The following is a 24,844-nucleotide window of genomic DNA, read 5'->3' on the forward strand; positions in this document are numbered from 1 at the left end:
GGCTGGTGATCCTCTCGGTTCAGGCGGCGAGCCGGTGATCCGGTGCCGGGGGAGCGATGTAGGAGGTGGGGTCGGCGGGCGTGCCGTCGAAGCACTCCAGGCACGACCCCAAGGTCTGCAAGGGAAGGCAGTGGAAATAGCGCCGGCCACAGGGCCCGGGACATGTCTGACGAGCAGCCATCGCCTTGTCGAGCGCGGCCTCCTTCGCGAGCGTCATCGGGAACTTCGGCTTCGCCAGGTCGATCCGGTACAGCCACGCCCACCGCTTCCCGCCGCGGCATTCGATCCGGGCGACCGGCTCGGCTCCTCCGGGGCGCAGCCCCATCTCCCGCAGCTGGCGGCGGGTGGCGAGGTTCGTACGCCCGGCCTGCTTCCACCGGAAGACCGGTAGCGAGCCGTCGCCGGGGTCGTGCGGGTCGACGTCGACCAGGTCCTGGTCCTGGTCGGCCATCACCTGCTCCAGGTGCCGGGGAGCCGGGCGGGGCGGCGGGGGTAGCGAGGGCCGGGGCGCTGCGGGCGCGGGCGCCCGATCCGGCGGCGCGGACGGGGAGTGAGCACGAGGTGTCCTCCAACAAGGGGTTGATGGCGGGCAGTGCTGCGCCCCGTCGGCGGGCGGTCCGTCGACGGGGCGTGAGGAATGGGGGGCGGTGGCCGGGCGGCCTGCCCGGTCACCGGGACCAGCCGCCCCCGGGGGTGGGGGCGGTGGTGCCGGTGGCCGGACGGGGTGACCGGATCAGCGGGTGGCCGCGAGGGCGGCGGTGCGGGCGCGGTGGACGTCGTGGCGGCGGGGCCGGGTGCCGCTGTGGGAGGTGCACAGGGCGTCGGGCTGGGAGTCGCAGGCCGGGCAGGCGACGGCGAGCGCGGGGTTGGTCAGCGCGGGCGCCTGGTCCGGGGTGAGGTCCTGCGCTCCGGGGGCGTCGGCCTGGGGCGTGTTCTCGTCGGGGTACTGGGCGATGAGCTGGTCCAGGAGCTCGCGGATGCGGTCGGCGTTGCCGCGGATCCACTCGGGGACGAGGTGCTGGATGTCGGTGTAGAAGGCGGCGGTGTCGCGGGGGTCGGCGGCGAGCGCGTCCTTCAGGTGCGCCATGGCCGCGACCATCTCGGTGATCGCGGGGGCTTCGATTCGGCCGGGCTGGTGGCTGTGCTGGCAGTGCTGGATCTGAGGGGAGGTCAAGGCGGTTCCTTTCGCGGGTGAAGGGGGTGGTCGGGGCCGGGGTCAGAGAGCGGCGGCGACGAGGAGGAGGGTGAGGGCGGCCGTCCCGCCGATCAGGAGGGCGGCGCCGGCGCTGGCCCACCAGTAGTGGCCCATCGTCTTCTCGTCGCGCAGGTCGCTGAGGCCGTCGGCGATGCGGGCGTGGAGCGCGGCCAGCGGGGACAGGGCGGCGTACCAGCGGCCGAGGCGGTCTATCTGGCCGGCGATCTCGTCGTCGGGGATGTGTCCGCCGTGGACTCCCTGGCGGTGGGCGGTGCCTTCGGCCTCCAGGTCGTCGGGGTCAAGGACGACGGGGCTGGTGGTGCGGCAGATGGTGCAGCGGTAGCGGTATCGGTGCACGGCGGTCGGGCTCCTGCGGGGTGAGGGTGGTTCGGGCAGGGAACGGCGACGCCCCGCCCGGAAGGGGTTCCGGGCGGGGCGCGAGGCCGAGCTGTGCGGTTGTGGTGTTCCTCCGCGTCTGGGCGGAGGCTGGTGGTCAGGTGTTGATCTGCCTGCGGACGTCTTCGACACGGCGCAGGATCTCGGTGGCCATGTCGGCGATCGTCTGGAGCTGCCTGTCGATGTCGGCCGGGTCCGAGCCGGTGAACGAGAACGACCGGTTGTCACGGTCCGGTTCGGGGTTGGTGAACGAGAACGACAAGGCAGCTCCAGCCGGTCAGATGTTCATGTGGTGGGCACGCCGGATGGCGGCCTCCCACACGCTACGCACCTGCGCTCCGCTGTGGGAGTCGTTCCAGGAGGGGATCGTCTCCCACTTCTTTCCGTGCTGGCGGCGGGCCTCGTCCAGCAGGAGGTTCCCGGCGTCGCGGTAGGCGGCGTTGCGGGCGCCGGCCGCGGCGCGCAGGGCGCCGATGGAGCAGCGGGCGCCCTCGGGGTGGACGAGGGAGTACCTGGCCCAGCCGTGGGTGTCGAGGAAGTTGAGGGCGTCGGTGAGGGTCTTCTCCACCGGGCCGGTCAGGCGTACCGGAGGGGCGGTGGTGAGGGGAACCTGCGCGGGTGCCGCGAGGGCGGCGGGGGCGGCGGGTTCCGGGATGGGGTCGGGGTCGAGGAGCTGGAACGCCTTCGCGTACAGGTCCTGGTCGACGGGGGTGAATCCGTTCTGGGTTCGGGTGTTCATCCTGCTGCCTTCCACAGTCCGTTCTCGTTGGTGACCTCGCCCCGCTTCTTCAGCTCCGACAGCCGCGGCTTGACGTTCTTCGCGGAGGTCTCGAGCTTGCGGGCGATGGTTTCGGCGGTCATGGGGATGGAGTGCTCCTGGAGGAGCTCGAGGATGCGCGGCTTGATCAGCTCCTGTCCTTCGGGCGCCGCCGGGGCTCCACCCGGCCGGGCGGGCCCGGGGACGGCGTGGAGACCGGCGGGGTTGTGGTGGGCCGCCTCCTGGGTGGAGGGGGCGCCCTCGGCGGCGGCGAGGAGGTCGGCGAGGCTGCCGATCAGGTTCTTGCCGCGCTTGTCGACCATCGCCGTCTGGGCGACCGCGTCGCGCTCGCGCCAGGCGTCGCAGTCCTCGATCCCGACCGGCGGCTCGCCTCCGGCGAGGGAGACGGGCGGCACGTCCAGGTGCAGGGAACGGAACTGCACGGCCTGCGAACCGGGCGTGAGCAAGTAGCCCAGGCCGAAGGTGCCGTCCTCGGGAGCGGCGGCAACCTCGGTGGCCAGGCCGGACATGTCGCGGTCGGCGACCTTGGCGTACTGGCCGGGCCACTGCGAGGGAATCATCGACAGGTCGATGCCCTCCGCGCCCTCCACCGCGTTCGCCCCGACCAGGTTGCCCTGGCCCCTGGCGCAGCGCAGGAACACCGCGCCACCGCCGATGAGGAGCTGGGAGCGGATGACCGTGCTGTTGCCGAGGTCTTCGGCGAGCGGGGTCTGGGTGGCCAGGACGACGCCGATGCCCCGCTTGAGGGAGCGGCGGGTCAGCTGCTCCACGATCGCCTTGGCCTCCAGGTGGTACGGGGAGGAGGCCGACAGCAGCATGTGCGCTTCGTCGATGACGACCAGGACCAGCGGGTCGGTGAACGGGAACGCCGGGCTGCGGTAGCGGGCTTCGCGGTCGAGCATCATCGCGTAGGCCAGGCGAAGCGCGCCCATCGCCTCGTCCAGGCCGTCCCCGAGGTAGGCCGCGAGGGAGGCGCCGGCGATGGTCCCGGCCTGCGGGGAGGCGAGGATCACCGCGATGCCGGAGAGGTGCGCGGAGAGCAGGATCTGCTCCAGCAGCCCGGACTTGCCCGACCTCGATCCGCCCACGAGGTAGAGGTGGCGGGCACCGGACCCGGGCTGCGCGAGCGGCAGGAGCGCGGGGCGGCTGTCGACGTAGGTACCGGCCCGCACGTAACCGCGCGAGTCCATCGACAACTCGTCCAGGACCGAGGAGAGCATCGTGCCGTGCATCAGCGCGTGCTCCTTCATCACCCGGATCCCCATCTGGCTGGGCTTGTCACCGGGGGACAGGGCGATCTGGATCGTCTCCAGGTCCAAGTTGCCCGCGAGGTCCTGGAGGTTGACGGTCCCGATCGCCCGGCGGTCGCGGGTCGCGATGCCCTCCCAGTCCTTCGGCCCGTCGTAGCGGGTGACGGTCAGGGTCGTGCCGGGCATCGCGCCTTCCGGCACGGCCACGTACGCCGCCCACAGCTCCTCGGGCGTCGTGGGAGTACCGGCCGTGATCTGCGGCTGCGCCGCCGGCGCCGTCAGCTGCACGGTGACCGGCAGCGCGTTGGGCGCGAAGTGCTTCGGGTCGCCCAGCTCCACCTGGGAGACGGGGACATGGTAGACGGAGGCGATGTCGACTTCCCGGACCTTCACCTGCTGCCCGGGGGGCAGGGTGATGATCCCGGTGAACGACACCTGGCTGTCGACCCGGAGGACGAGCTGCTCCAGGTTGGCGCCGGGCTGGATGAGCTTGCGGCCCTCGGTCTGGGTGGGGCCGGAGATGAACTCCGCCCAGAAGGCGGCGATCATCTGTTCCTGCGAGCTGAGCCCCTTCCCTGTGGCCGCGCCCTGGGTAGTGGTGGCGGGCGTGAGGGCGGCTGCGGGGGTGTGGCCGGTGAGGTTGCGGTGGTGGGCCAGGGCGGCCGCCCCGGCCGGGACGGCGAGCCCGAGGGCGATCAGCGGGTTCCCGCCCGCGGCGAGGACCTCGCTGGCGGCGATGCCGCAGCCGGTGGTGGTGAGCCCGCACGCGATCAGGGACCGCAGAACCGGGGCGGAGGCGCCGACGGCCCACGCTCCGGCTCCGGCCGCCGCAGCGGCGAGGGCGGACCAGGGGCCGGCGACGAGTGGCACCACCGCGAGAGCGGCGGGCGCGTACTGAACGAACTGAGCTCGGGTCGGCCCCATGATCCTTCGGTCTCCTTAACTCTGGGCGTAGAAGCCGGCTTCGGCCATCTCGACGGGGGAGGAGTCGACCGCGTCGGCGATGCCGCCGTGGTCGTTCTCGGTGGTGGTCTTCGCGTCGTCGGCGGCCGCGGAGGCGCTGTCGGCGGCGGAGGTGTAGGCGCCGGCCGCGTCCTTGACGCCGGTCATGGTCAGCGCGGCGTCGGCGAACTCGGAGGTCGTGGCGTCGTCGACGGCCAGCGCCTTCATCGTCTCGGAGGCGTCCAGCATCTGTTCGGCGGCGTCGTCGACGTCGGCGGCGAGCTTGGTGACGGTCTGGGCGTGGGCGTGGACCTTGTGGGTGAGCCAGGCCAGCTTGGTGCGCAGCGCCGCGTAGTTCGCGGCGTCCTTGAGGGTCTCGGTGGCGCTCATGCGGGGCGTCTCCTGTCTGTTCAGCGGGCGTTGTAGAAGTCGCGCTCGGCGGGCTTGGTCAGGGGGGAGTCGGCGACGGCCCGGAAGATGCCGCCGTGCCGGGCCTCGGCGTTCGCGGACGCGGTGCGGCACGCCTCCTCGCCGCCCTGGATCTTGTCGTGGACGTCCTTGGCGGCGGCGGCCTGGAGGTCGAGCTGCTCCTTGAGCACCTCGCACTTGGCGATGAGGTTCGCGCCGACGCCCTTCGCGGTGATCTCGGCGATGAGCGTGTCGCAGTCCGTGGCCAGCTCCAGGGCCTCGTCCATGAGCTCCAGGGCGGTGTCGGTGCTGGCCTGGCACAGGGTGGCCGAGCCGTCGGCGAGGTCGATGACCTGGGTGAGGGTCATGACCTCGCCGCCGCTGTAGGTGCGGGACTTGCCTGCGGCGGTCGTGACGTGGACGCCCTTGTCGTCGACGGTCGCGGTGTGCGGGACGGGCGGGTTGGGCTGCATAGAGGGGTCCTTCCGGATGTGGTCGGGCAGCTTGACGGTGCGGGGCCGCGGGATGGTGCCCGAGGGCGGGACCGCGGACCCCGGCGGCACCGTCACCGGTGGCTCCGTCGGCGGCGGGGGAGCCGTCGGCGGAGTCGTCGGGGGCGGCGGGGCCGTCGGCGGCGGGGGCGCGGACGGCGGTGGAGGAGTCGTCGGGGGCGGGGGCGTTGTCGGCGGCGGGGGCGCGGACGGTGGCGTCGTCGAGGACGAGGTCCCCTTCGGCGTCGTCGAGGACGGCTTCCCCTTCGACGGCTTCGCCTCAGAGGGGTCTGCGGAAGGGGAAACGGAAGGCTTGTCGGTCGGCTTCTTGAGGTAGGCCGAGCGCCATCCGTCGCGCAGGCCACCGGCCATATGTGCGCCCGCCAGCAGGCCGTAATGCGTTTTCGCCGCGATGTTGTACGGCGTGTTTCGGAATGTGTCCGGAGTCCGGGACGGCTCCCATTTCGATTTCGGTTTAGCGGGGGGCTTTTTGATTCCCGCCTCTTCGTATTTCCCGTGCGTTTTCTCCACGCCGAACAGGTAGCTGATGGCGAGGAGTACGAGGAGTTCCATGACCCTCCCTTCTGTGACTCTGTGTGGTTGAGGTCGGTTACCGGTTACCGGTTACAGGCCCGTGGGCCCCCGGTTCGGGTCGCCTGGCGGGCAGAACCGGGGGTCTCTGGGGGGCTGTAACCGGTAACCGGTAACCACAGGCGCTCACTCAGCGCGACGACGAGCCGATGTTGTTCACGGTCGTGTTCGCCGTGTTGAACACCGACTCCAGCGTGGTGCGGATCTGCTCGCTGAACGGCGTGTAGGGCAGGAAGATCCCGGAGACGATCAGCATGATGCAGATCGCCATCTGCTTCCCCTTCGTCTTCTTGAAGGTGAAGAAGAGCGCCCAGCAGAACAGGGCGAGAGCGAAGAACTGGAGCGTCATTTCATGCACCCTTCTCGAAGGTGAATCCCTTGTCGTTCATGGGGGTTACCGCGCCCGAACCGGAGGGCGTGGAGAGTTTCTTGTAGGCGATGAATCCGCCGCCCGCGACGAGCGCCACCCACAGCCAGGGGCTGGAGGTGATGCCGCTGTCGGAGCTGGCGCCGGCGGGCTGCTGGGCCCTGGAGGCCGTGCCGTTGAAGGTGGGGGCGGCGCACTCGGGGATCCGGGAGATCTCGAAGCCGGTCGCCTTGGCGACGGCCGCCGCGCGGTCCTTCATGCACTCGCGGTAGACGGTCATCTCCCGCTCGTACGCGGCCTTGGCCGCGGCCTCCTCGATCTGCGCCCGCTGCTTGTCGGCCTCCGCTTCGACCAGGGCGTTTGCGGCGGCCTCCTGGGCGCGCGCACGCTCCTGGGCGGCCTGGTCGGCCTGCACGTTGGTGACGGCGATGACCGTTCCGCACACGGCGACGACGGCGATCGTGCCGCACACGGCGAGCGCCGCCGAGTTGCGGCGCATCCCGCCGACAGCGGCGGAGAAACGCGAGGTCGCGGGCTTCTCCGGCTTCTCCGGGGCCGGAGAAGCGGGGGACGTCGGAGGGGTCGGGGGGGTCTGGGGGTTCATGAGGCTGAACTCCTTGTCCCAGTCGATGCCGGACATGGCTGATGAACTCCTTCTCGGTGTCGTTCGAGCCCGCCCAGGCGTGCCGGAAGCGGGGTCTGATCAGGGGAAACGTGCTGTACTGGGGGTGGCTGCTTCCGGCAGTCGCAGCGAGGGCCAGCCCACTTCCGATGGGCTGGCCCTCACTGGTGTGTGCCGGACGGGTGGGTCAGGGGCGGTAGCCGCCGGCGAGCAGCTCGGCCGCCTCCTGGCGGTACTCCGAGGCGGTGCCGGGCGACACTTCGAGGCCGCGCTGGATGTCGGAGAGCGGCAGGTTGCCCGCGACGCCGGCCGCCTTCGCGAGGATCAGCCGGGCGACCTTGCGGACCGCCCGCTCGCGCGGGGAGAGCTTCGCGGCGTCCTCGGCTTCGACCGCACGCTGCTCGATTTCGGCAGCGACCCGCCGCGTTTCGGCAGCGGCCTTCTCCGCTTCGGCTGCCTCCTTCCGGGAGCGCGCGATGTCGGCGAGAGCGGCCTCCCGGAGGCGGTCCTCCTCCGTCTTCTTGCGGTCGGCTTCGGCAGCAGCGCGCCGCGTTTCGGCGGCGGCCTTCTCCGTTTCGGCAGCGACCCGGTCCGTTTCGGCAGCGGCCTTGCGGGCCTCGGCGATGGCCTGGGTCTCGACGGCCTGTGCCTCCGCCGCGGCGACCCGGTCGGCCTCCGCACCTTCCTTCCGCTTAAGGGCCGCCTGGCGCTCCAGCTCGGCCGCCTCCAGGTCCGCCTCGGCCGCCGCCTTGCGCGCCTGGGCGATCCGCTCGGTCTCGATCGCGCCGGCCTCGGCCGCCGCGACCTTGTCGGCCTCGGCGGCCTCCCTGCGCTGCTCGGCGGCCTTGCGCTCGAGCTCGGCCTTCACCAGGTCCGCTTCGGCCGCCGCCTTGCGCTCCTCGGCCTCCAGGCGCTCCGCCTCGGCCTCGCGGGCGCGGGCCTCGGCGACCACGGCCTTGTCGAGGGCCTGAAGTTCCAGCTCAGCGGCCCGCTCTGCGGCGCTGACCTGGGCTCGGGCGTGGGCGCGGGCCTGACCGGTCTGGCCGTCGACCTCCGCCTGGGCCAGGTCGACCTCGCCCTTGGCGCGCAGCTTCTCGGCCTCCGCCTTGGCCTTGGCGACCTCGCTGCGGGTCTCCGCCTCCAGGCGCCGGCGCTCGGCCTCCGCCTTGCGCTCCTGGGCTGCCCGTTCCTGGTCGTCGGGCATGGCCAGGGCCTGGGCGACGGTGTAACCGTGCGCGGCCATCTTCATCGGCAGCAGCTCGTCCTCCGTGGCCTTGCCGAGGTCGCCGTCGTACTTGCGCTTGAGCCACTGCTCGTAGGCGATGAGCTCCTGCTGGCGCCGGATCATCTCCGGGTAGGAGGTGACGTTGTGCAGCCGCATCCGGCGGTAGAACCGCGGGGTGGCGACCGGGGAGAGGATCCAGCGGTGCAGCGGGATCCGGTCGGTGACCGTCCCGGCCTCCAGCCTGGCCTTCTGGATGATCAGGCGGCGGGCGGCCTCCACGCCGATCACGAACAGCACCGGCATGACGCCGTGGCTGGCAGCCTGCACCGGGTCGGAGGCGATCTGGCCCTGTGAGCTGGCGTTGAACCAGATCGTCGCGCCGGTCATCGCGTGCGCGGCCATCCGCAGGAGCGGCCACGCGGTGTTCTTGCGGATCAGGTACAGGTCGAGCGCGAGGAACGCGATGATGCTGGCGTCGACACCGACCGGGAACCAGGGAGCCAGCTCCGGGCTGAATCCCCAGCTCAGGGCGACCTTGGCCAGGGTGCTGTAGGACATCGCGAAGCCGATGACGCCGACCAGCGTTCCGCCGACCGCGGCGACGAGCGACAGCGCGGTCATCAGCCGGTCGCGGGTGGGCTTGATCGTCTTCCGCTTGTCCGGCCGCGAAACGCTCCGGGCCGCTCCCGAAACCTTCTCGGGCGTGTCCGAAGCGCGGTGCGGCGGGCGCGAAGCGGGGGTGTCGGGAGCCGCGGTCTGCGGCATGTCGGTGATCGTCATGGGGGCCTCCGAGAGGGGTCGTTCAGGGCGTGCGCGAAACGGCGGGGGCTGCTCCCGAAACGCGGCGAGGCGTTCCCGAAGCGGTGGTCGATGAGGCTGGTTGATCACGAAGCTGGCACCGGCTCTACCCGCTCCGCGCGCACGAAAAGGCCGGCGGCCCGGGGGGCGGGCGGCCGTACTCGCGAAGCGTCGCGGGGCGGGCCCGAAACTGGTTGCGGCTCCCGCCGGGCGGGCGCGAAGTCAGCGTCAGCGCTCGGGGAACTGCGCGCCGTGCCGCCGAAGGTCGGCGGTGGTGATGCCGAAATGGCGGCAGCGGTCGATCAGCGGCTGGAGCGCGCTGCCGTCGGTGAGCGCCTCGGGCGAGCCGACGCCGTACCGCTTCTGCGTGGCGAACAGCTCGTTGAGCGCGGCCGCGGTGCGGGCGGCGTGCTGCTCGAAGCGGCCCTCGCCCACCCACTCCTCCGCGATGACGTGGAGGGTGGTGCGCCAGCTGCCGTCGTAGTCCTCGGGGTCGATCGGCGGGATGTCGGTGCCGAAGATCGCGAAGGCGCACGCCTGGGCGGTGGCTTCGGTGCCGGGCTGGAGCGGGGTCATCGTCGTGGCCATGAGGGCCTCCCTCGAACTGTCGGTCCGGGCTGTCCGGCTCCCCGTCACCGCCCGTCTCGGCCGCCGTGGTCGGCGGTCGGTGCGGGCGGATCAGGCAACCTGCAGACCGGATCAGGCAGCGCGGTCGCGGGCGGCGCGGCGCTTGAGGGAGCGGCGCTCCTTCTCGGACAGTCCGCCCCACACCCCGGCGGCTTCGCCCCGGTCCAGCGCGCCCTGGAGACAGGACGCCATCAGCGGGCAGCGACGGCAGACAGCCTTGGCCTCTTCCTCCTGGAGCAGGGCCGGGCCGCTGTCACCGATGGGGAAGAACAGCTCCGGGTCCTCATCGGCGCAGGCCGCGCGAGGGCGCTGGGGCGCGGCCGCGGTGGAGACGGCGCCGTAGTACGGGGTGCGTACGATGGAGGTGCGATTCATCAGGGCCTCCCAGAAGGTCCAGTGCAGAAGTCAGCCCCGGGGCGGCCACCCCGGGGCTGTTGCGTGTACGGCGGCCGGACGGCCGGAGCGGGCGGGAGCTCCCGGCGCTCTCCGCCGGCCCCGGCCGGAACAGCGCGGGGACGACGGGCAGGGCCGGAGATCAGCGCTGCTTCTGTCGTGCGAGGTAGGCGTCCTGGAGGCGGGCGAAGCGCTCATGGATCGGCGCTCCGGTCTCGCACGGCTGCTCGGCCTGGCAGGCCGCGCAGGCACCGAGGTGCGTCGTGGAGTCCTCGAAGGACTTCATGTAGCGGACGTACAGGTCATCGGTCGGACGGGCGGTCATCGGCCGCTGCCCTGCGAGGAGCGCTTGTTGACCTCGGCGAGCTTCCGGCTCAGCTCCCCGGGGTCGTCGGCCATCAGGGGGCGGACCATCTGGTAGAAGGTGTCGGTCTCGTCCCGCTCCGGACCCTGCTTGTTGTCCTCTTCCTCCATGTCGCTGTAGAGGCCGGCCGACGGAGCGGCGGGAACGCGACGTGTCATCATGCTGAGCATCAGGTCCTCCGAGTCAGGTCCTGGACAGCCCCGGGGGCGCAATCCCTGGGGCTGTCGCCGTTTTGGCGGTCGTACGACCGGCCACGACCAGCGGCCACCCCCTGAAGTGCAGAAGAGGGTGGCCGGTGATCGTGGGCGTCCGTCCGGGGCCGACTGCTCAGGCGGCGGCGTACTCGGGGCGGCACCCGGAGCGGACCGTCCGGCGCAGGCGGTCGGCGTAGGGGAGGAGGACGTCGACCAGGCGCTCGCGGACGAGCGCGGTGATCGACGGGTCGGCCGCGAGGATGTCCCGTGCCGCGTCCCGTCGTGCCCCGTACTCCGCGGTGACCTCGTCGCGGGCCTTGGTCTTGCCCTTCGTTACCGTGGAGGCGGTGTCCCACCGGGCCAGCTCGCCCGCGGTCACCAGCTCGTACATCTCCAGCGGCGTGCCGAAGGCGACGTCGAGGTCGACGTCGACGTCGAAGTCGGCGGAAAGCGGGACGTCGAGCTCGTCCAGGAGCGCGAGCGTCTCGGCGTCGATCACCTCGTCGGCGCTGGGCCGGTGGGACGTCAGGGTCGGGGTGGCGGGCATCAGGGCCTCCAGGTTGCGGTGAGTCAGACCGGACGGGAGCAGAAGGCCCCGGCTCCGACCCCCGCGAGGAGCGGGAGCCGGGGCCGGGGCCGTAGGCGGTGGTGCGGTCAGGCCGCGAGGGCGGGCCTGTTGCAGCGGGCGGTGTACGCGGCGGCGGTCTCGCCCGGGGTCGGGTCGGGCAGCGCAGCCCTGACCTCGGCCACCAGTGCGGTGTGCGCGGGCTGGTCCGCCGGGGTCAGGGGGCGGCGCCAGAGGGTGGCCAGGTGCGTGTAGGCGGCGCGGGCGAGGTGCTCGTCGAGGACGTCGCTCGCGGAGCGGTCCTGGGCCGCGTCGGCCAGGGCGCGGAGGGTGCCGGTGGCCAGGGCGCGGACGGAGCGGCGGTCCCCGGCGGTCTGGGGGGTCATGGCCAGCGGGGCGCCAGCGGGTCCGTCGACGGCCCGACCGCGCGTGGTGGGGATCGCGTCGGCGGGAGCCGTACGGGCGGCGTCGGCCTGGCGGGCAGCGGGAACCACACGCTCCCACTGGGCTCGCCGGTCGGCGGGGCGCTCCTGCGGCCGGGCGACCTTGAGGGTCTGGACGGTGGCGCGGCGGTGGCGGGTGAGGTCGACGGCGAGGCGTTCCTCGCGCGCCCAGTCCCTGTACTGGCGGCGCCAGGCGTGGTCGGTGATGTCGACGTCGACGAGGCGGTTGCTGGAGCTGCAGCGGATCGCGTCGGCGACGCCGGCCTTGCCGGTGTGGTGCGGGACCGTCTTGAGCAGGTAGGTGCCGCGGTGGGGGGTGACGGCCACCCAGGTTTCGCAGTCCGGGCAGACCAGCGAGATGCGGCGGGTCTGCGTGGTCTCCACGGTCCGCATGTCGATGTGGCCGGGCGACAGGGTCGAGAGGACGATCGGGGCGAGGGGGCTGAGGCGGGAGGTGCGGGTGCGGCCCTTGCGCTTGGCGGCCTTGGGCATGGCGAGCTGAGGCATGGCGACTCCTCGGCAGGAGAAGGGGAGGGGTATACGCGGAGGCGGATGCTCTCTCCACCCACCAGGTCCACGAGCCAGAGGCCCGCGTCCCGGCGGATAGACAGCGCATCAGCGCTGAAGTCGAGCAAGCAGTCCTGCCGGCCGGGGGGTTTGGTGTTGCTACCGCCTCCGACCACCTGCCCGACCCCGAAGAGACGAGCTGCGGAACTGCGTTGGTGCAGTGGTACGTCCAGCAGGGCTCCGAAACGCATGGGCACGCCGCTGGCTACGCCCTGCATCCGGCTACTCACCGCTTGCTGGGCACTTCGATTAGAACCCCGCTATTGGGGCTCGGTCAACCTGTCTAGCTAACTTCTTTTCGACACCCCCTCTGACCTGCTAGTTTCCTAGCATGATTAAAGAAGATCGAGCCGCCTACGGGTCCTGGCTTTCGAGAAACAACTAGACATGCGATGCTGTGCGCACCGGGTAGCGAGATCCGCTGCCCTCACGATGCGCACGAGAGGGGGAGCAGTGGCCACCAAGCAGAAGGAGCCCGGGAAGGTCGAACGGATCGCATCCGAGATCCGGGAGAAGATCGAGCGGGGCGCACTCGCGCCTGGGTCGCGCTTGCCTGGCGTGCCTCAGCTCCAGCAGGAACACGGCATCGCCTATCAAACTGCGCGCGAGATCTACGGTCTGCTCGAGGACGAAGGTCTGGTCTTCTCTCGTCGAGGCAAGGGAACCTACGTCTCGCTGGTGATCGACAAGATCGTGTCGGATCGAACCAGCCGGTACCTGCCCGGCTTCCGTGACGCCGGCGGAGCCGTCGGCGCTTTCGAAGCCGAGATGCGGGCGAAGGGTTTTGAGCCCAACAACGTCGTCACCATCGCCAAGGACGTACCGCCCAAGAAGGTTGCCGACATCTTCGAGATGCATCACCGGGCGAAGACCGTCAAGCGTGAGCGAGTCATGTCCGTGGCGCTGCCCGGTAATGCCGAGGCTCTGGAGGTCGTCCAGGTGGCGACCTCGTGGTTCGCCCCGGATGTTGTCGACGCCTGTCCGTCTCTCGCCGCCGTCAAGACGGGAACGGGTGGCAGCAAGTCCCGCATGGCCGAGGCCGGCTTCGCGCAGGTCCGTCTGCGGGAGGAGATCGAAGTACGTTCCCCCACCCGGGAAGAGGCGGCAGCCCTCGGCATCGCGCCCGAGCAGGCCGTCATGGAGATCACCCACATGGGACTGACGGCCGAAGGCCGGGTCGTGGAGATCTGTCTGCATGTACTGCCTCGCGCCAAGTGGCGCCTGTCCTACGAGTGGGCCATAGACACGCCGGGAACCGGCTGACCAGCAAGAGACACCGAATCGTCCGACAAGACACCAGCAAGGAGCATTCAGCACATGGCTAGCAACCGAATCGACGACAGCGGCGTGATCCTGCGGGACGCGCGCACTCGGTACACCACCGGCCAGCGCGAAGAGAACGGTGCGCACGGGGCGTTCGACGCCGAACTGCGCCGGTCCGGCCGCACCCCGCGCACCGAGGTCGCCGTCAGCCGCGCCGCTGCGCCGGCGGATGTCGCTCAGCTCCTGGGCGTCGACGGCGACGTCGTCGTGCGGGCCCGAGAGATGTTCGACGGTGAGCGCGTCATCCAGCTCGTCACCACGTACATCCCCGTCGACGTCGCCGAGGCCGCGGGCGTCGAGCAGGTGGACACCGGCGTCGGCGGCATCATCAGCCGGATGAAGGAGGCCGGCTTCGACCAGGGCGACACGGCCGTCGAGGACATCGAGCTCCGCCCCGCCACTTCGGAGGAGTCTGAGCGTCTCGGCCTGCCCGAGGGTGCGGACGTGCTGACCATCACCCACATCGGCAGCGCCGAAGGGCGCGTTGTCGAGGTGACCAAGCACGTCCTGAGCAAGGGCTGGAAGCTGCGCTACGCCGCTCCGCTCGCCTGACGAAGTGTCCAGGGCGCCCCGGCCGCGCCGGGGCGCCCACCCCGCAAGCCCCTGCGAGTCCCTGGAGACCGATCCCCCCATGAACACTGAGAAGCGGCTCACCACCACCGAACTCGTGGACGAGATCCGCAGCTCCCTCACCGTGGCCAACGGGTGGATCCCCGCACTCTCGGGCCCGGACGGTCCGACCGGCGTACTCGAGGACGCTCCCCTCTCCGAGATCGCTCGGAGCCTGGGCGAGTTCGCGAACACGCCGACCATGCCCTCCGCTGTCGCGCAGCAGCTGCGCAGGGCCGCGGAGTCGGCAGCCGCCGCGACTTCCGCAGACTCCGCGACGGTGTACGGCCACCTGGGAGCGGCGTACGCGTACGTGCTCCAAGCCCACCGCGCTGCCATTGGCGACACGACTAACTGACCCAGAAGCCCGCATCCACCGCGAAGGAGGAGCCGTGAAGCAAGCGCCGCGCACGTCTTCTGCGGTCGTCGGGCGGGACTCAACATGGGCCGTTCGCCTCCCACTGGGACGTAGATCAACTCGTGTGAACGGCACTCACCATGCGCCCCTCTGGACGCGGCGCAAAGTGACGATCGCTGGTGACATCTGGAATGTCACCGGTACTTGTCACCTCCGCGCGATCAAGAGGCCGTGCCATGCTCGGCCGCAGAAGGGCCGGCCTCCGTTCAGGCATCACCCTGTCGGGCAGGCTGCGCCGCTGGACCGTACGGGGAAGGGGAACGGCGATGGATGAGCGTCCCGACTGGGCACGCCGGATGGTCGAAGAGCGCGCGGCACGTGACTGGTCGCAGACCGACGCGGTGCGTGCGCTGATGGCCAGGCTCCCGGAGGACCAGGTCGTGAGCGAGCAGGACTTGGTGCGGCAGTGGAAGAGGTGGGAGGCCGGCGACGCGCAGCCGGTGAAGTACCGGTCCGCCATCGCTCAGACCTTCGGCACGACGACCGGAGCCTTCTTTCCCGAGAAGTCCCGCCGGGACGGCCGCGCTGAAATTCTGCAGGTCAGCGGCATGGATACCGTGGACATCATCGCCCGGCTGCGGGCCTCGGACGTGGACGTCGCGACGCTGGACGCGTTGCGGATCACGGCGGACCGACTGTGCTGCGAGTACGCGTACATGCCTGCCGACCAGCTGCTCCTGGAAGGCAGGGCGTGGCTTGCCCGCGTCGTGGGCCTCCAGCACCAGCGGGTCAGCCTCGCTCAGCACCGCGAGATCATCGCGCTCGCCGGGAAGCTGTCGCTCCTGGTGGGCTGTGTCGAGTACGACTCCGGCCGCCCGCGCGACGCGGAGGCCACCCGGCAGGCCGCGCTGATGCTCGGTCAGGAGGCCGGGGAGCTGAGCGTGCAGGGCTGGGCGCACGAGATGCGGGCGTGGTTCGCACTGACCCGGGGCGACTACCGCGGAGTCATCGCGGCCGCGGAGGCCGGCATCGCCGTGGCGCCCACCGAGAGCGTCGCCGCACAGCTGTACGCGCAGAAGGCCAAGGCGTGGGCCCGGCTCGGGGACCGATCGCAGACCGAGGTCGCGCTCGACAAGGGACGCGAGATCCTCGAACTCCAGCCGTACCCCGAAAACATCGAGAACCATTTCGTCGTCGACCCCGCGAAATACGACTTCTACCGCATGGACGCGCTCAGGAAGTCCGGCGAGAACCGGCTCGCGGAGCAGCTGGCCAACGAAGTCATTCGGGCCGGCACTGATTTCGACGGCACGGAGCGGTCGCCCATGCGGATCGCGGAGGCCCGCGTCACGCTCGGCGTGGTCGCTGCCCGCGAGGGCGACCTGGACACCGCGCTCGCCTACGGAGAGCGGGCCCTGACGGGGGAGCGGAAGTCGCTGCCCAGTCTCGCGATGGTGGCCGCCGACCTCGGGCAGGCCCTCCAGACGCACTACGGACACGCCTCCGAGGCGCAGGAGTTCGTCACCCACCTTCGCGAACTGCGAGGCGGCCAGTGAGCTTCCCGTTCGGCAGACAACATTCCGATCACCTCCCGCGTCGCGGGAGCGGCATTCCGGGCCTCTCGGGCTCTGCGCGAATTCGCCCCGCAAATATGTCGGGTCGTGCAGTTAGGCTGTGCCCAGCAGTGATCCAAAACGACGAGCACCCCGGGACCGGGCCTGGTCCACGGGGTGGCTCGAACGGGGCAACGCTCCGTTGGCGACACACCTGGTTGGGAGGTGATCGCGGGATGAAGGCTACCCGCAGGCGTGGAACTACACGCGCCGCTACGCCGTTGATCTTCTGCGATCGCGCCATCCGGACTGTGCCCGCGCATGCTGACGCCAGCCTCCGGATTCAGGGGGTTGGGATGACCTAGCCGGCCATCGGCCGCGCGCACCGGCAGAAGGTGGACTCGCAATCCCCTTCGGCCCCGCGCGGCCCGTCTACCGCCTGGATTCGCAACCCAGAGCGGTTTGCTCAGATCCCGGTTCGCATCCGGTCCTGAGCTGCGGCCTATCAAGCCGCTCATTCCCATCGGCCCCTCATCAGGGCCAGTGCACAACCCGCGGGCCCCCGGCAAGGGGCTTCGCGGTCAGCAACACCGCTTCACAGCGGCGCTGTACCGAAGGGCACCGAAGTGCTCTTCGCCCGTTTCGAGGCCCCGGCAAGGGCTCCGAAACACCAGCACCAAGTCCACCGACGAAAGGAGATCCGCCTCTGGCCTTCGTACTGAGCCCGCTCCTCACGGAGGGGGCGCCCACACATCCACACGAACCACCGAGTCGCGCTCCCGGCAGGGGGCCCGTCTGCGTTGATCCATATGAAGGCTGGTATCGCCATAGTGCACGAGCACCGCAGGTCTTGTCAGGTCGACCACGACCAGGTCAGTACCCCCTCTGGGGTGATTGCCGCTGGTTGTGGTGTCCCCCCTGACGGAATTGTGACCTATATCACACACCTTGACTGTCACACCGTTGCCGCCCGGTCGGCGGACCTTCCGGCCGCCGGGGTCTCCGAGATGGGATCGACCGCCGCCCTGGTTCACCCCGTGCAGGACTTCATCGACAACTCCGTCGGCGGTGTCCTCGAGGGGGCCGTTCCGTGTGGCGGGACGGTTTCCGCGATTGTTGCCCGCCGTGCGGGAGGACTGGGGTCGATCGGGGCTCGGCGGACTTTGTCCACAGGCCGACTCGTGCAGGCTCGGCAGGTGGATGAAGAATCGCGCGTTCTGCCTGCTCAGGAAGGTGTCCGCTTTGGCGTGTACACCGGCCCGATGACGAAGATGACCTCGGTCCTCGCGGTGTTCGCCGCTGCGGTCTCGGCGGTGGGCCGATGAGCACGGTCGCGGCGCCGGCCGCCGTGCTGGACCACCTCCTGCGGGACGACGTCGACAACTCCGTCGGAGAGTCGTGGCTTCCCGGGCAGCGGACCGCGCTGCGGTCGGTGCCTGCCGCCGGGCAGTCGGACGACGGCGGCCTGGACAACCCGCTGCGCCTTGGTCGCGCCATGCGGCTTCGGCTGCGCGACGCGGTCCAGGCGCTGCTGGCGGACCCGTCGATCGCCGGGCTGAAGGACGCGCCGAAGCTGGCCGCGGTGGTGCTGTACGCGAAGTCGCGGGCACCCAAGGGCGAGGACGACGACCTCCAGACCTCGATCTGGGGCGCGGAGCTCGGCCGGTGGATGGGCATGAAGGAGTCGACGGTCCACCACAAGGTGCTGCCGGTACTCCGCAGCTCGGACGCGGTGCACACGCAGGTGGTGAGGGACGGGAAGGGGCACCCGACCGGGCTGGACTGCCTGGTCATGCCGCTGTGGCGCGCTCACCACGGCGGGGGAGCGGGGCACCCGCTGGCGCTGACGAAGGCGGAGCTGGCGACGCTGCTGCACCTGTGCGAGGCGCTGTTCGGGCACGGCTGGACGCCGAAGGACAAGGAGCCGACGCCGCCGGGGCTGTTGGCCGGCCGTACGGGCAAGGGCGCGGCGACCGACCGGCTCGGGCTGCTGCTGATGGTTCTGAACACGCGGGCGTCGGGCTGGCTGCAGCTGGTCGGCGGCTCGGTGAAGAAGCGCGAGGGGCGCGGGGCGGCGACGCTGGCTCGGCTGCTGGGCTGCTCCCCGTCGGGGGCCCGGAAGGTGCTGGCGCGGCTGACGGAGGCCGGTGTCGTGGCGCGGCAGCGCAAGGCGACGTCGACGCGGATGAACGGCCGGGGCCGGGTCATGCTGCTGCCGGTCGCCCGCGCGTACGGCCGCACTCTGGCTCCTGTGGAGGCTGTTTCGGGGCCTGGGACCGTGTTTTCGGTGCGTCCTGATGGTGCGTGCGGAGATCATGCTCCGGCCGCTGCTGCTGGTGCCCTTGGTACGTCTGGGATCTGCGGTGCTGAGGAGGCCGGGGATGCGGCGGTTCAGGAGCGTCCCGATGGTGCAGAGCTCCACGCAGACCACGCTTCTGTGGTTACTCCTGTAGTTCCTCTGCAGCTCTCTGGTGGCTTTTCCGGCGAAGGCCGTGGGGGGGAGGGCCGTCGGCCGAGACGCGCGTGCGTGCGCGAGGACCAGGCCGCCGACGGCGAGAGCGCCGTTGCCGGATCTGGGAGCCCGGTGGCCGGGGGCGACCCGCTTCGCGGTGAAAAGCCCACCAAGTCACCCGTCGACGAGCAGGAGCAGGCAGGCACCATCACCGCTGGCGCCGGTGCCCGGCTGACGGTCGTGGGTGGTCGAAAGACGCAGCAGCAGGGGCGGCCGGAGCTTCCCGCCGATCTTGACCTGCGGGTGGCTCTGACGCCGGTGTCCTGGCTGTGGACGAAGCTGAACCGCTGGCAGCAGGACAACGTCGTGAAGGCCACGAAGGCGGAGCTCGCGCAGCTGCGCCAGGTGCTGGAGTGGTCGGGGCAGGCCCCGTCGGTTCTGGCCTCCCGGCTGACGTCCCGGCTCGAGGAGACCGGCGGCGAGGCTCTGATCGCCCGCCCGTTCGGGTGGATCACCCACCGCGGGCTGGTGCGCCGGCCGTCGTGCTCGGACGTGCGGTGCGACGACGGCGCCCGGCTCGACACCGGCGCCGACTGCGACAACTGCGCCAACATCCTGCACTCGCGGCGGGCGTGGCGGGTGCGGATCGCGGCCGAGGTCGACCAGGAGCTGCCCGGCCTGGATCAGGATGCGCGGTACCGGGAGATCGAGGCCCGGATGCGCCGTCACGCCGAGGCCGAGGCCGCAGACTTCGTGGCCCGTCAGGCCGAGGCCCAGCAGCGGGCGGCCCAGCGGGCGGCGGCCCGTGCCGAGGCCGAGGCGCAGGCCCTGGTCGAGCGGGAGCGGGCGGCGGCCGAGGCGGCGGCCCGGCAGGCCGTGGCGTGCGAGGACTGCGGCCGGGAGCGGTCGGCCGGGCTGTGTGAGGCGTGCGGCCACCGGCGCCAGACCGAGGTCCTGATCGGCGAGGCCGGTCTCCTCGCCGCGACCTGGTCGGCCGACCCGACCGACCCGGTCGCCGTCGCGGCCGTCGCCGCCGAGGTCCGTACGGCCATCGAGGACGCCATCGCCGCCGCGTGGGCCCAGTTCCAGGAGATCACCGACCCGGCCGCCCTGGAGGCAGCCGGCCCGAACGCTGTCGAGGACGCCGCCGCGTACAACGCGGTGCTGACCGCCGAGAGCGCGGCCGCGGAGTACCGGCACGAGGCCCTGGTGATGCTCGGCCGCAGCACGGAGGCCCAGGCCGAGGCCCGCAAGGCGTACGCGACCGAGCTCGCCAAGCCCTGGTTCCAGGCCCTGCCCGACAGCGACGACGCCCAGCGCGCCGCGACCGAGGCCGCCGCGAAGGCGCAGACCCGCACCGCCGAGCACCTGCTCGCCGTGCGGCTGGAGCAGCTGCACACCCAGGCCCGCCCCGAGCTGGTCCGGCCCGTGCCGTGGTCGCGGCGTCTGCCCGAGCTCGCCGACCGTCCGCTGGGCGGCGAGGCCCTGGAGGTGATCGCGTGAACGCCGTCCCGGAGCTGTCCGGCGTCGACCTCGCCCGCCAGGCCCTGCTCGCCGCCCGGGAGGCGGCGAAGAAGAACGGCGCCCAGACGAAGAAGCCGAAGCGGCGCACCGGCACCGCCGTACGGAGGGACGGCCGCGAGCCGCTCGGGCTCGGTGCGGCGATCGGCATGATGATGACTGAGCGTGGCCTGGTCGCCCCGGCCGCCGGCGGCAGCGTTCTCGCCCGGTTCGACGACATCCTTGCCGCGGCCGCGCCCGAGCTCGCCGGTCACGTGAGGGCCGTGGGCTTCGACGCGGACACCGGCCGCCTGGACGTCGCCCCCGACGCTCCCGCGTACGGCACGCAGCTGCGCTGGAGCGCACCGAAGCTGATCGCGGCGGCCAACGAGAAGGTGTCCGGCGCGAACGTCCGCTCCGTTCACGTCCTGGCGCCCGCGTCGGTGAAGGCCGGCCCCGTCACGGCGGCCGCCGCCCCGGCCCCGCAGCCGACGATGCCCGGCGTCCCGGTGGAGCGCCGGACCCCGCCCGAGGGATTCCACCGCGCGATCGAGGCCCACCGGCAGACCGCCCGGCCGTCCCTGGCGGACCCGGCCATCGCGGAGGCGGTGCAGCGGCAGACCGCCGCGATGCGGGAGCTGTCCCGCAGAGCGTTCCCCGAGACCGACGTCGTCGTGCCGGAGGATGCGCCGGCCCCGATCGAACAGGCCCGCGCCGGTCGCCGCCGGGAAGCCGACGCCTCGCACGCTGCGGCAGTGCGCCGGGCCCGTGCGGAGCGTGCGGCGAAGGAGGCCGGAACGGTGGCGGCGGTGACACCTCAGCGGGCTCCGCTGCGGACGTCAGCGTGAAGTGTCGCTTCACCCATCAGAATGCATGTACGCGATACGTACGCTGTTCGTACGCGCATCGTACGTTTCATGGGGTAGAGTGTTGCTCAGGAGGTGCTTTCATGTCCGAGTTGTTCGACGCGGTCGACGCCCTGCTCGCGTCCCGCGCCGCTTTGCCGCCACCGGCGGAGCGCAAGCGGCTGCGTGCCGCGCACGGCCTGACGATCGACGAAGTGGCCACCGCGCTGAAGGTGCGCCGGGCCACGGTGTCCGGCTGGGAGTCCGGCAAGACCGAGCCCCGCCCGCCCGAGCGCGACGCGTACGCCCGGCTGCTGGACAAGCTCGCGGAGCTCTACCCCGCCGCCCCGGCCAACACGGCCACGCCCGCGCCCGCCCCCGACGCTGCGGTGCCGGCCACGTTCACCGCAGCGCCCGCCCCGGCGGAAGCCCGGTCTCTGTCCACAGGGGAGGCGTCCGAGGCTGCGGTCATGACTGCAACCGAGAACACCCAGACCCCCACCCCCGCTCCCGTCGCTGCTGCTCCGGCGGCCGCGCCGCGTCCGGCGCGCACCACCAGGCCGACGTCGTCGCGCCGCCCGGGTGCGCGGAAGGCGGCCCCTGCCGGCACCCCGGCGGGCGGTACCGATCTGCGGTTCGAGAACGGGCCGCTGGCGGTCGTCGACGTCGAGGACGGCAAGGTGCTGGCGTACTGCACCGGCGGCCTGGTCCTGGACGTGCCCGCCAAGTCCATCCCGGCCCTGGTCGACTGGACCCTCAAGGAGGCCAAGCTCGGGGCGCCGAAGCTGTCGGGGCCGGGCAAGGACGCCGACCCGCTGATCGTGCTCACCGAGGCCGCGTGCGAGCGCTACGGCCTCCCGGTCACGCTCACGGCGGAGGAGAAGGACGCCGGGCGGATCCCGGAGGGCCACAAGGTCATCAAGCAGCTGGTCCGCGCGGAGTGGAAGCTGACGAAGAGGGGCTTCGGGCCGTGGGCGAGGATCTACCGCCCCGCCACCGGCTCGGAGCGGGCCTGCGTGCAGCTGTGCATCCCGTCGTGGAACGCGCTGGACGCCCGGTTCTGGGGCACCGCCGGGCAGCTGCCGCCGGCGGAGCTCGCCCGCGTCCTGGGCGTGTACGCCTCTCGGGTGATGACGCCGCGCGGCTCCACGGCCGTGACCGGCCTGGAGCTGATGACCGCGCTGCACCCGCCGACCCGGGCCTCCGAGCCGGACGCCGACGGCAAGCGGCACTCCGAGCACAACCCCGGCTCGCTGGGCAAGGACGCCATCGACCCGATGAACTTCCCGCCGTGCGAGGTCCCCGACGGCCACCCGGTCCTCAAGGACCTGCCCCGGTTCCACGTGCGGGGACCTGCGGAGAAGCTGTTCGAGGAGGCGTACGACTGGGCGCGGCCGATGACCGACGCGGAGTGCACGCTGCGGCACCTGGTCGGCATCGACGTGAACATGGCTTTCGCCGCCGGCGCGAACGGGCTGAACGTCGGCCTGGGGGAGGCGACGCACGTCAAGGCCCCGGTGTTCGATCCGAAGTTGCCCGGCTCGTGGCTGGTCGACCTCTCCCATGTCGACCTGTCGCGGGTGAAGGTCAGCAAGGAGTGGGTGGAGCTGGACGGTTCGCTGCTGCCTTCCCCGTTCACGTGGAAGGGCGAGCGTCCCGAAGGACCGGCCTGGTACGCGACGCCCACTGTGGCGTACGCGGTGGAGCTCGGTTACGAGGTGCGGCCGGTCGAGGCGTGGGTGCGGTACGACAACGGCCGGTACCTGGACGGCTGGTACAACCGGCTCCGTGACGCCTACCTCGCCACGATGGCCGACCTCGGCGTCGACGCCGACCTGTCGCCCGAGGACTTCCTCGCCGCGATGGACGGCTACAAGGACCGCGACCCGGAGCTGGGAATCGTCATCACGGCGATCAAGGCCACGGTCAAGGGCGGGCTGGGCAAGCTGCGCGAGCGCCCCCGGGGCGAGGGCTGGAAGCCCGGCGAGCCGTGGCGGGCCCTGTCCCGCCCGACCTGGCGGCCCGACATCCGTGCGGCGGTCATCTCCCGCACCCGGATCAACCTCCACCGCAAGGTCGTCAAGCACGCCGCGTTCACCGGCCAGTACCCCATCGCGATCCTGTCCGACTGCGTCGTCTACGCCTCGAACGGGCCGAGCCCGCTGGACTTCCTGCCCTACCGGGAGGGCAAGCCGCTGCCCGGCGGGTTCAAGCTCGGCATCAACCCCGGCCTGGTCAAGCACGAGGGCACGCAGGACGTCCTGTGGGGCGAGGAGGTCCGGGAGAAGTTCAACGCTCCGCAGCTCAACCTCGCCCGGTACATCAAGGACGGCACCGTCACCGACGTCGACAACGGAGAGTAGGAGAGGGCCACGATGAGCCTGTTCGGGGACGGCCTGGAGAAGGCGGTGCAGAAGGCGTTCACCCGCCCGGCACCCAAGTCGGCCGGCGCGCAGATGCGGTACCTGGTCAAGCAGCTCGGCGGCACCAAGGCGGTCGCGCAGATGCTGCGGGTCTCCCAGCGCACCGTCGAGCGGTACGTGAAGGACCAGATCAAAAGGCCCCGTGCCGATCTGGCCGCGCGCCTGGAGCGCGAGGTGAAGAAGCGGTGGCAGCCGCAGATCCGGGCCAAGGCCAGGGCGAAGGCGGCGTCGACGGGCGGCATCGTCATCGACACCCGCGCTCGCATGGGCTACACCGCGCCGATCGGGTCGACGGACCAGGACCGCATCCGGCACCTGACCGTCGCCCTGCCGCCCGTCTACGCCGCTCGTCTCTTCGACGCCCAGGAGCAGGGTGCCAGCGACGACGAGCTGCAGCAGATCGCCGCCGAGGCGCTCAGGGAGGTGTACTTCCAGGACGGCGGCCGCCGCGCCGGCTCCCTGGAAGAGGTCCGGTTCACCGACATCGAGCACCTCGAGTTCGACCTCTAGCAGCCGCGCCCCGAACAGCCCGCGAGCCCCGGACCGATCGGTCCGGGGCTCGCTCGCGTATCCGCGGGGGGGCGGATGTTCATGCACGCGATGCCCTGCTCAACGCCCGTTGTCCAGCTCTGGTTACTCCCCGCCCTGCTGCCGGTCGCGCATCTGCTTGCGGAGAGAGCGGGCGACCTCCACCGCATGGTGTGACGGGGTCGCTGAGAACTGGCGGCGGTTGTCCAGGTCCTTAGCCAGGTGCCGGGCGTAGGCCGAGAGCAGACCGTTCGCAGGGATCTGGACGTACTCCAGAAGGTGCCGCAGGGCTTCGAGCTCGCCGGACCGGAACGCCACGGAGACCTCGGTGTCGTCCGGTGAGCTCAAGGCGGCGGACAACCGGCTGGTGTAGAGGCCCTGCACCATGTTGGTGAAGCACATGCCGTAGGTCCGGATACCTGCCGAGGCTGGGACGAACGCGGTCAGGCGCCGGTGGAGCTCGGTCAAGTCGCTGTCCGGCTGCCGGTAGAACGGCCGCTCACTACTGCCCGCTTCCACGGGCGAGAGCCGGGCCATAGCCATGAAGGAGCTGACGCGCTCGGCGGGTGGGACCAGGCCGGCCCCCATCCAGCGGGCGCCGTCGTAGTAACCCTCAGCACCGTCCACCATGGGCATCAGGGACCATCCGGAGGTCCCTGACCAATTCAGTTCGACGCTCTCGCTCTCCGGGTACAGACTGCGTTCGAAGCTGATGTTGAACCCGATGTCTCCGTCGACGTCCGTTGCGATACTGGCGTCATCCGCGGCAGCTCGTGTATCCGTCGAGGCCCGTACGTACGTGACGGGCACGCCGTCGCGCAGGAGCGCTTCGGCGACGGCGTTCATGTAGTGGCCGATGGCCTCCTTCAGCTCGCCGCTCGCGGAGGACTTGGACGTCACGTGGTCTCCCAGCTTGGTCGGGGCAGGACATGCGTGCTGCGCCGTCCCAGTCTCCCGCGCAACCGGCGCCGACCTGCCTCGTTCTCGCCAAGTCCCTCCTGCCCGGTCCCGGCCGCTGTCCACAGGCACGCCGTGGC

28 protein-coding genes are annotated in these 24,844 nt (G+C 71.4%); 10 read left to right on the forward strand and 18 right to left on the reverse strand.

Features of this window, described 5'->3' with window-relative positions; all coding sequences use genetic code 11:
- Positions 1-19: 19 nt before the first annotated feature.
- The 8 genes from ESG85_RS08110 to ESG85_RS08135 all read right to left on the reverse strand — a co-directional run bounded on the left by ESG85_RS08110 (position 20) and on the right by ESG85_RS08135 (position 5,442).
- Complete coding sequence (locus ESG85_RS08110) at positions 20-451, reverse strand: RRQRL motif-containing zinc-binding protein (protein ID WP_128977369.1); 432 nt, start codon at positions 449-451, stop codon at positions 20-22.
- A 282-nt stretch (positions 452-733) separates the two neighbouring features.
- Positions 734-1,174: a zinc finger domain-containing protein gene (locus ESG85_RS34895; protein ID WP_164986189.1), complete on the reverse strand. Its 441-nt coding sequence runs from the start codon at positions 1,172-1,174 to the stop codon at positions 734-736.
- A gap of 42 nt (positions 1,175-1,216) precedes the next feature.
- On the reverse strand, positions 1,217-1,552 hold the full coding sequence (locus ESG85_RS08115) for a hypothetical protein (protein WP_128977370.1): 336 nt from the start codon (positions 1,550-1,552) through the stop codon (positions 1,217-1,219).
- A gap of 136 nt (positions 1,553-1,688) precedes the next feature.
- A complete protein-coding gene (locus ESG85_RS34900; protein ID WP_164986190.1) occupies positions 1,689-1,853 on the reverse strand; it encodes a hypothetical protein in 165 nt (54 codons plus the stop codon).
- Positions 1,854-1,868: 15 nt separating this feature from the next.
- Complete coding sequence (locus ESG85_RS08120; RefSeq protein WP_246094877.1) at positions 1,869-2,330, reverse strand: DUF6197 family protein; 462 nt, start codon at positions 2,328-2,330, stop codon at positions 1,869-1,871.
- Positions 2,327-4,543 carry a type IV secretory system conjugative DNA transfer family protein gene (locus ESG85_RS08125; RefSeq protein ID WP_128977372.1) on the reverse strand — a complete coding sequence of 739 codons (2,217 nt, stop codon included), beginning with the start codon at positions 4,541-4,543 and terminating at the stop codon, positions 2,327-2,329. Before ESG85_RS08125 ends, ESG85_RS08120 begins: the two co-directional genes overlap by 4 nt.
- 15 nt (positions 4,544-4,558) lie before the next feature.
- Positions 4,559-4,951: a hypothetical protein gene (locus tag ESG85_RS08130; protein WP_128977373.1), complete on the reverse strand. Its 393-nt coding sequence runs from the start codon at positions 4,949-4,951 to the stop codon at positions 4,559-4,561.
- Between the two features lie 20 nt (positions 4,952-4,971).
- Positions 4,972-5,442 (reverse strand): hypothetical protein, encoded by a 471-nt coding sequence (locus ESG85_RS08135; protein ID WP_128977393.1) that lies wholly within the window; start codon positions 5,440-5,442, stop codon positions 4,972-4,974.
- A 52-nt stretch (positions 5,443-5,494) separates the two neighbouring features.
- On the opposite strand from ESG85_RS08135, the gene ESG85_RS35295 reads away from it, so the two are divergent.
- Positions 5,495-5,797: a hypothetical protein gene (locus ESG85_RS35295; RefSeq protein ID WP_181018990.1), complete on the forward strand. Its 303-nt coding sequence runs from the start codon at positions 5,495-5,497 to the stop codon at positions 5,795-5,797.
- A gap of 384 nt (positions 5,798-6,181) precedes the next feature.
- Here ESG85_RS35295 and ESG85_RS08145 read toward each other — a convergent pair whose 3' ends face one another.
- From ESG85_RS08145 to ESG85_RS08185, 9 genes are all read right to left on the reverse strand, one after another.
- Positions 6,182-6,400, reverse strand: coding sequence for a hypothetical protein (locus ESG85_RS08145; protein ID WP_030220439.1), 219 nt, complete (start codon positions 6,398-6,400; stop codon positions 6,182-6,184).
- 1 nt (position 6,401) lies between these two features.
- Positions 6,402-7,058, reverse strand: a complete 657-nt coding sequence (locus ESG85_RS08150; protein WP_128977374.1) for a hypothetical protein — start codon at positions 7,056-7,058, stop codon at positions 6,402-6,404.
- A 169-nt stretch (positions 7,059-7,227) separates the two neighbouring features.
- Complete coding sequence (locus ESG85_RS08155; protein WP_128977375.1) at positions 7,228-9,045, reverse strand: DUF2637 domain-containing protein; 1,818 nt, start codon at positions 9,043-9,045, stop codon at positions 7,228-7,230.
- A 246-nt stretch (positions 9,046-9,291) separates the two neighbouring features.
- Complete coding sequence (locus tag ESG85_RS08160; protein WP_246094878.1) at positions 9,292-9,651, reverse strand: hypothetical protein; 360 nt, start codon at positions 9,649-9,651, stop codon at positions 9,292-9,294.
- Between the two features lie 111 nt (positions 9,652-9,762).
- A complete protein-coding gene (locus tag ESG85_RS08165; protein ID WP_246094879.1) occupies positions 9,763-10,065 on the reverse strand; it encodes a WhiB family transcriptional regulator in 303 nt (100 codons plus the stop codon).
- Positions 10,066-10,225: 160 nt separating this feature from the next.
- Positions 10,226-10,408: a hypothetical protein gene (locus tag ESG85_RS08170; RefSeq protein ID WP_128977376.1), complete on the reverse strand. Its 183-nt coding sequence runs from the start codon at positions 10,406-10,408 to the stop codon at positions 10,226-10,228.
- Entirely contained in the window at positions 10,405-10,608 is a 204-nt protein-coding gene (locus tag ESG85_RS08175; RefSeq protein ID WP_128977377.1) for a hypothetical protein, read from the reverse strand. Before ESG85_RS08175 ends, ESG85_RS08170 begins: the two co-directional genes overlap by 4 nt.
- A 166-nt stretch (positions 10,609-10,774) precedes the next feature.
- Entirely contained in the window at positions 10,775-11,188 is a 414-nt protein-coding gene (locus ESG85_RS08180) for a hypothetical protein (RefSeq protein ID WP_128977378.1), read from the reverse strand.
- 107 nt (positions 11,189-11,295) lie between these two features.
- A complete protein-coding gene (locus tag ESG85_RS08185; RefSeq protein ID WP_246094880.1) occupies positions 11,296-12,156 on the reverse strand; it encodes a hypothetical protein in 861 nt (286 codons plus the stop codon).
- Between the two features lie 513 nt (positions 12,157-12,669).
- On the opposite strand from ESG85_RS08185, the gene ESG85_RS08190 reads away from it, so the two are divergent.
- From ESG85_RS08190 to tpg, 9 genes are all read left to right on the forward strand, one after another.
- Entirely contained in the window at positions 12,670-13,479 is an 810-nt protein-coding gene (locus ESG85_RS08190) for a GntR family transcriptional regulator (protein ID WP_246094881.1), read from the forward strand.
- A gap of 54 nt (positions 13,480-13,533) precedes the next feature.
- A complete protein-coding gene (locus ESG85_RS08195; protein ID WP_128977380.1) occupies positions 13,534-14,091 on the forward strand; it encodes a UTRA domain-containing protein in 558 nt (185 codons plus the stop codon).
- Between the two features lie 79 nt (positions 14,092-14,170).
- Positions 14,171-14,506 carry a hypothetical protein gene (locus ESG85_RS08200; protein ID WP_128977381.1) on the forward strand — a complete coding sequence of 112 codons (336 nt, stop codon included), beginning with the start codon at positions 14,171-14,173 and terminating at the stop codon, positions 14,504-14,506.
- 236 nt (positions 14,507-14,742) lie between these two features.
- Positions 14,743-16,062 (forward strand): NsdA family TPR-like regulatory protein, encoded by a 1,320-nt coding sequence (locus ESG85_RS08205; protein WP_484422033.1) that lies wholly within the window; start codon positions 14,743-14,745, stop codon positions 16,060-16,062.
- 926 nt (positions 16,063-16,988) lie between these two features.
- Entirely contained in the window at positions 16,989-17,384 is a 396-nt protein-coding gene (locus tag ESG85_RS08210; protein ID WP_246094882.1) for a hypothetical protein, read from the forward strand.
- The gene (locus tag ESG85_RS08215) at positions 17,381-20,014 is read left to right on the forward strand and encodes a hypothetical protein (protein WP_164986191.1); all 2,634 of its coding nucleotides are present in this window, start codon (positions 17,381-17,383) and stop codon (positions 20,012-20,014) included. The genes ESG85_RS08210 and ESG85_RS08215 overlap by 4 nt, the downstream gene beginning before the upstream one ends.
- Entirely contained in the window at positions 20,011-20,859 is an 849-nt protein-coding gene (locus tag ESG85_RS08220) for a DciA family protein (RefSeq protein ID WP_128977383.1), read from the forward strand. Before ESG85_RS08215 ends, ESG85_RS08220 begins: the two co-directional genes overlap by 4 nt.
- A gap of 101 nt (positions 20,860-20,960) precedes the next feature.
- Complete coding sequence (tap, locus tag ESG85_RS08225) at positions 20,961-23,219, forward strand: telomere-associated protein Tap (RefSeq protein ID WP_128977384.1); 2,259 nt, start codon at positions 20,961-20,963, stop codon at positions 23,217-23,219.
- Between the two features lie 12 nt (positions 23,220-23,231).
- The gene (gene tpg / locus ESG85_RS08230; RefSeq protein WP_128977385.1) at positions 23,232-23,789 is read left to right on the forward strand and encodes a telomere-protecting terminal protein Tpg; all 558 of its coding nucleotides are present in this window, start codon (positions 23,232-23,234) and stop codon (positions 23,787-23,789) included.
- 123 nt (positions 23,790-23,912) lie between these two features.
- Here tpg and ESG85_RS08235 read toward each other — a convergent pair whose 3' ends face one another.
- Complete coding sequence (locus ESG85_RS08235) at positions 23,913-24,707, reverse strand: DUF6292 family protein (protein ID WP_128977386.1); 795 nt, start codon at positions 24,705-24,707, stop codon at positions 23,913-23,915.
- Positions 24,708-24,844 lie beyond the last annotated feature (137 nt).

It is taken from the genome of Streptomyces roseicoloratus, from assembly GCF_004117935.1.
Taxonomy (GTDB): Bacteria; Actinomycetota; Actinomycetes; order Streptomycetales; family Streptomycetaceae; genus Streptomyces; species Streptomyces roseicoloratus.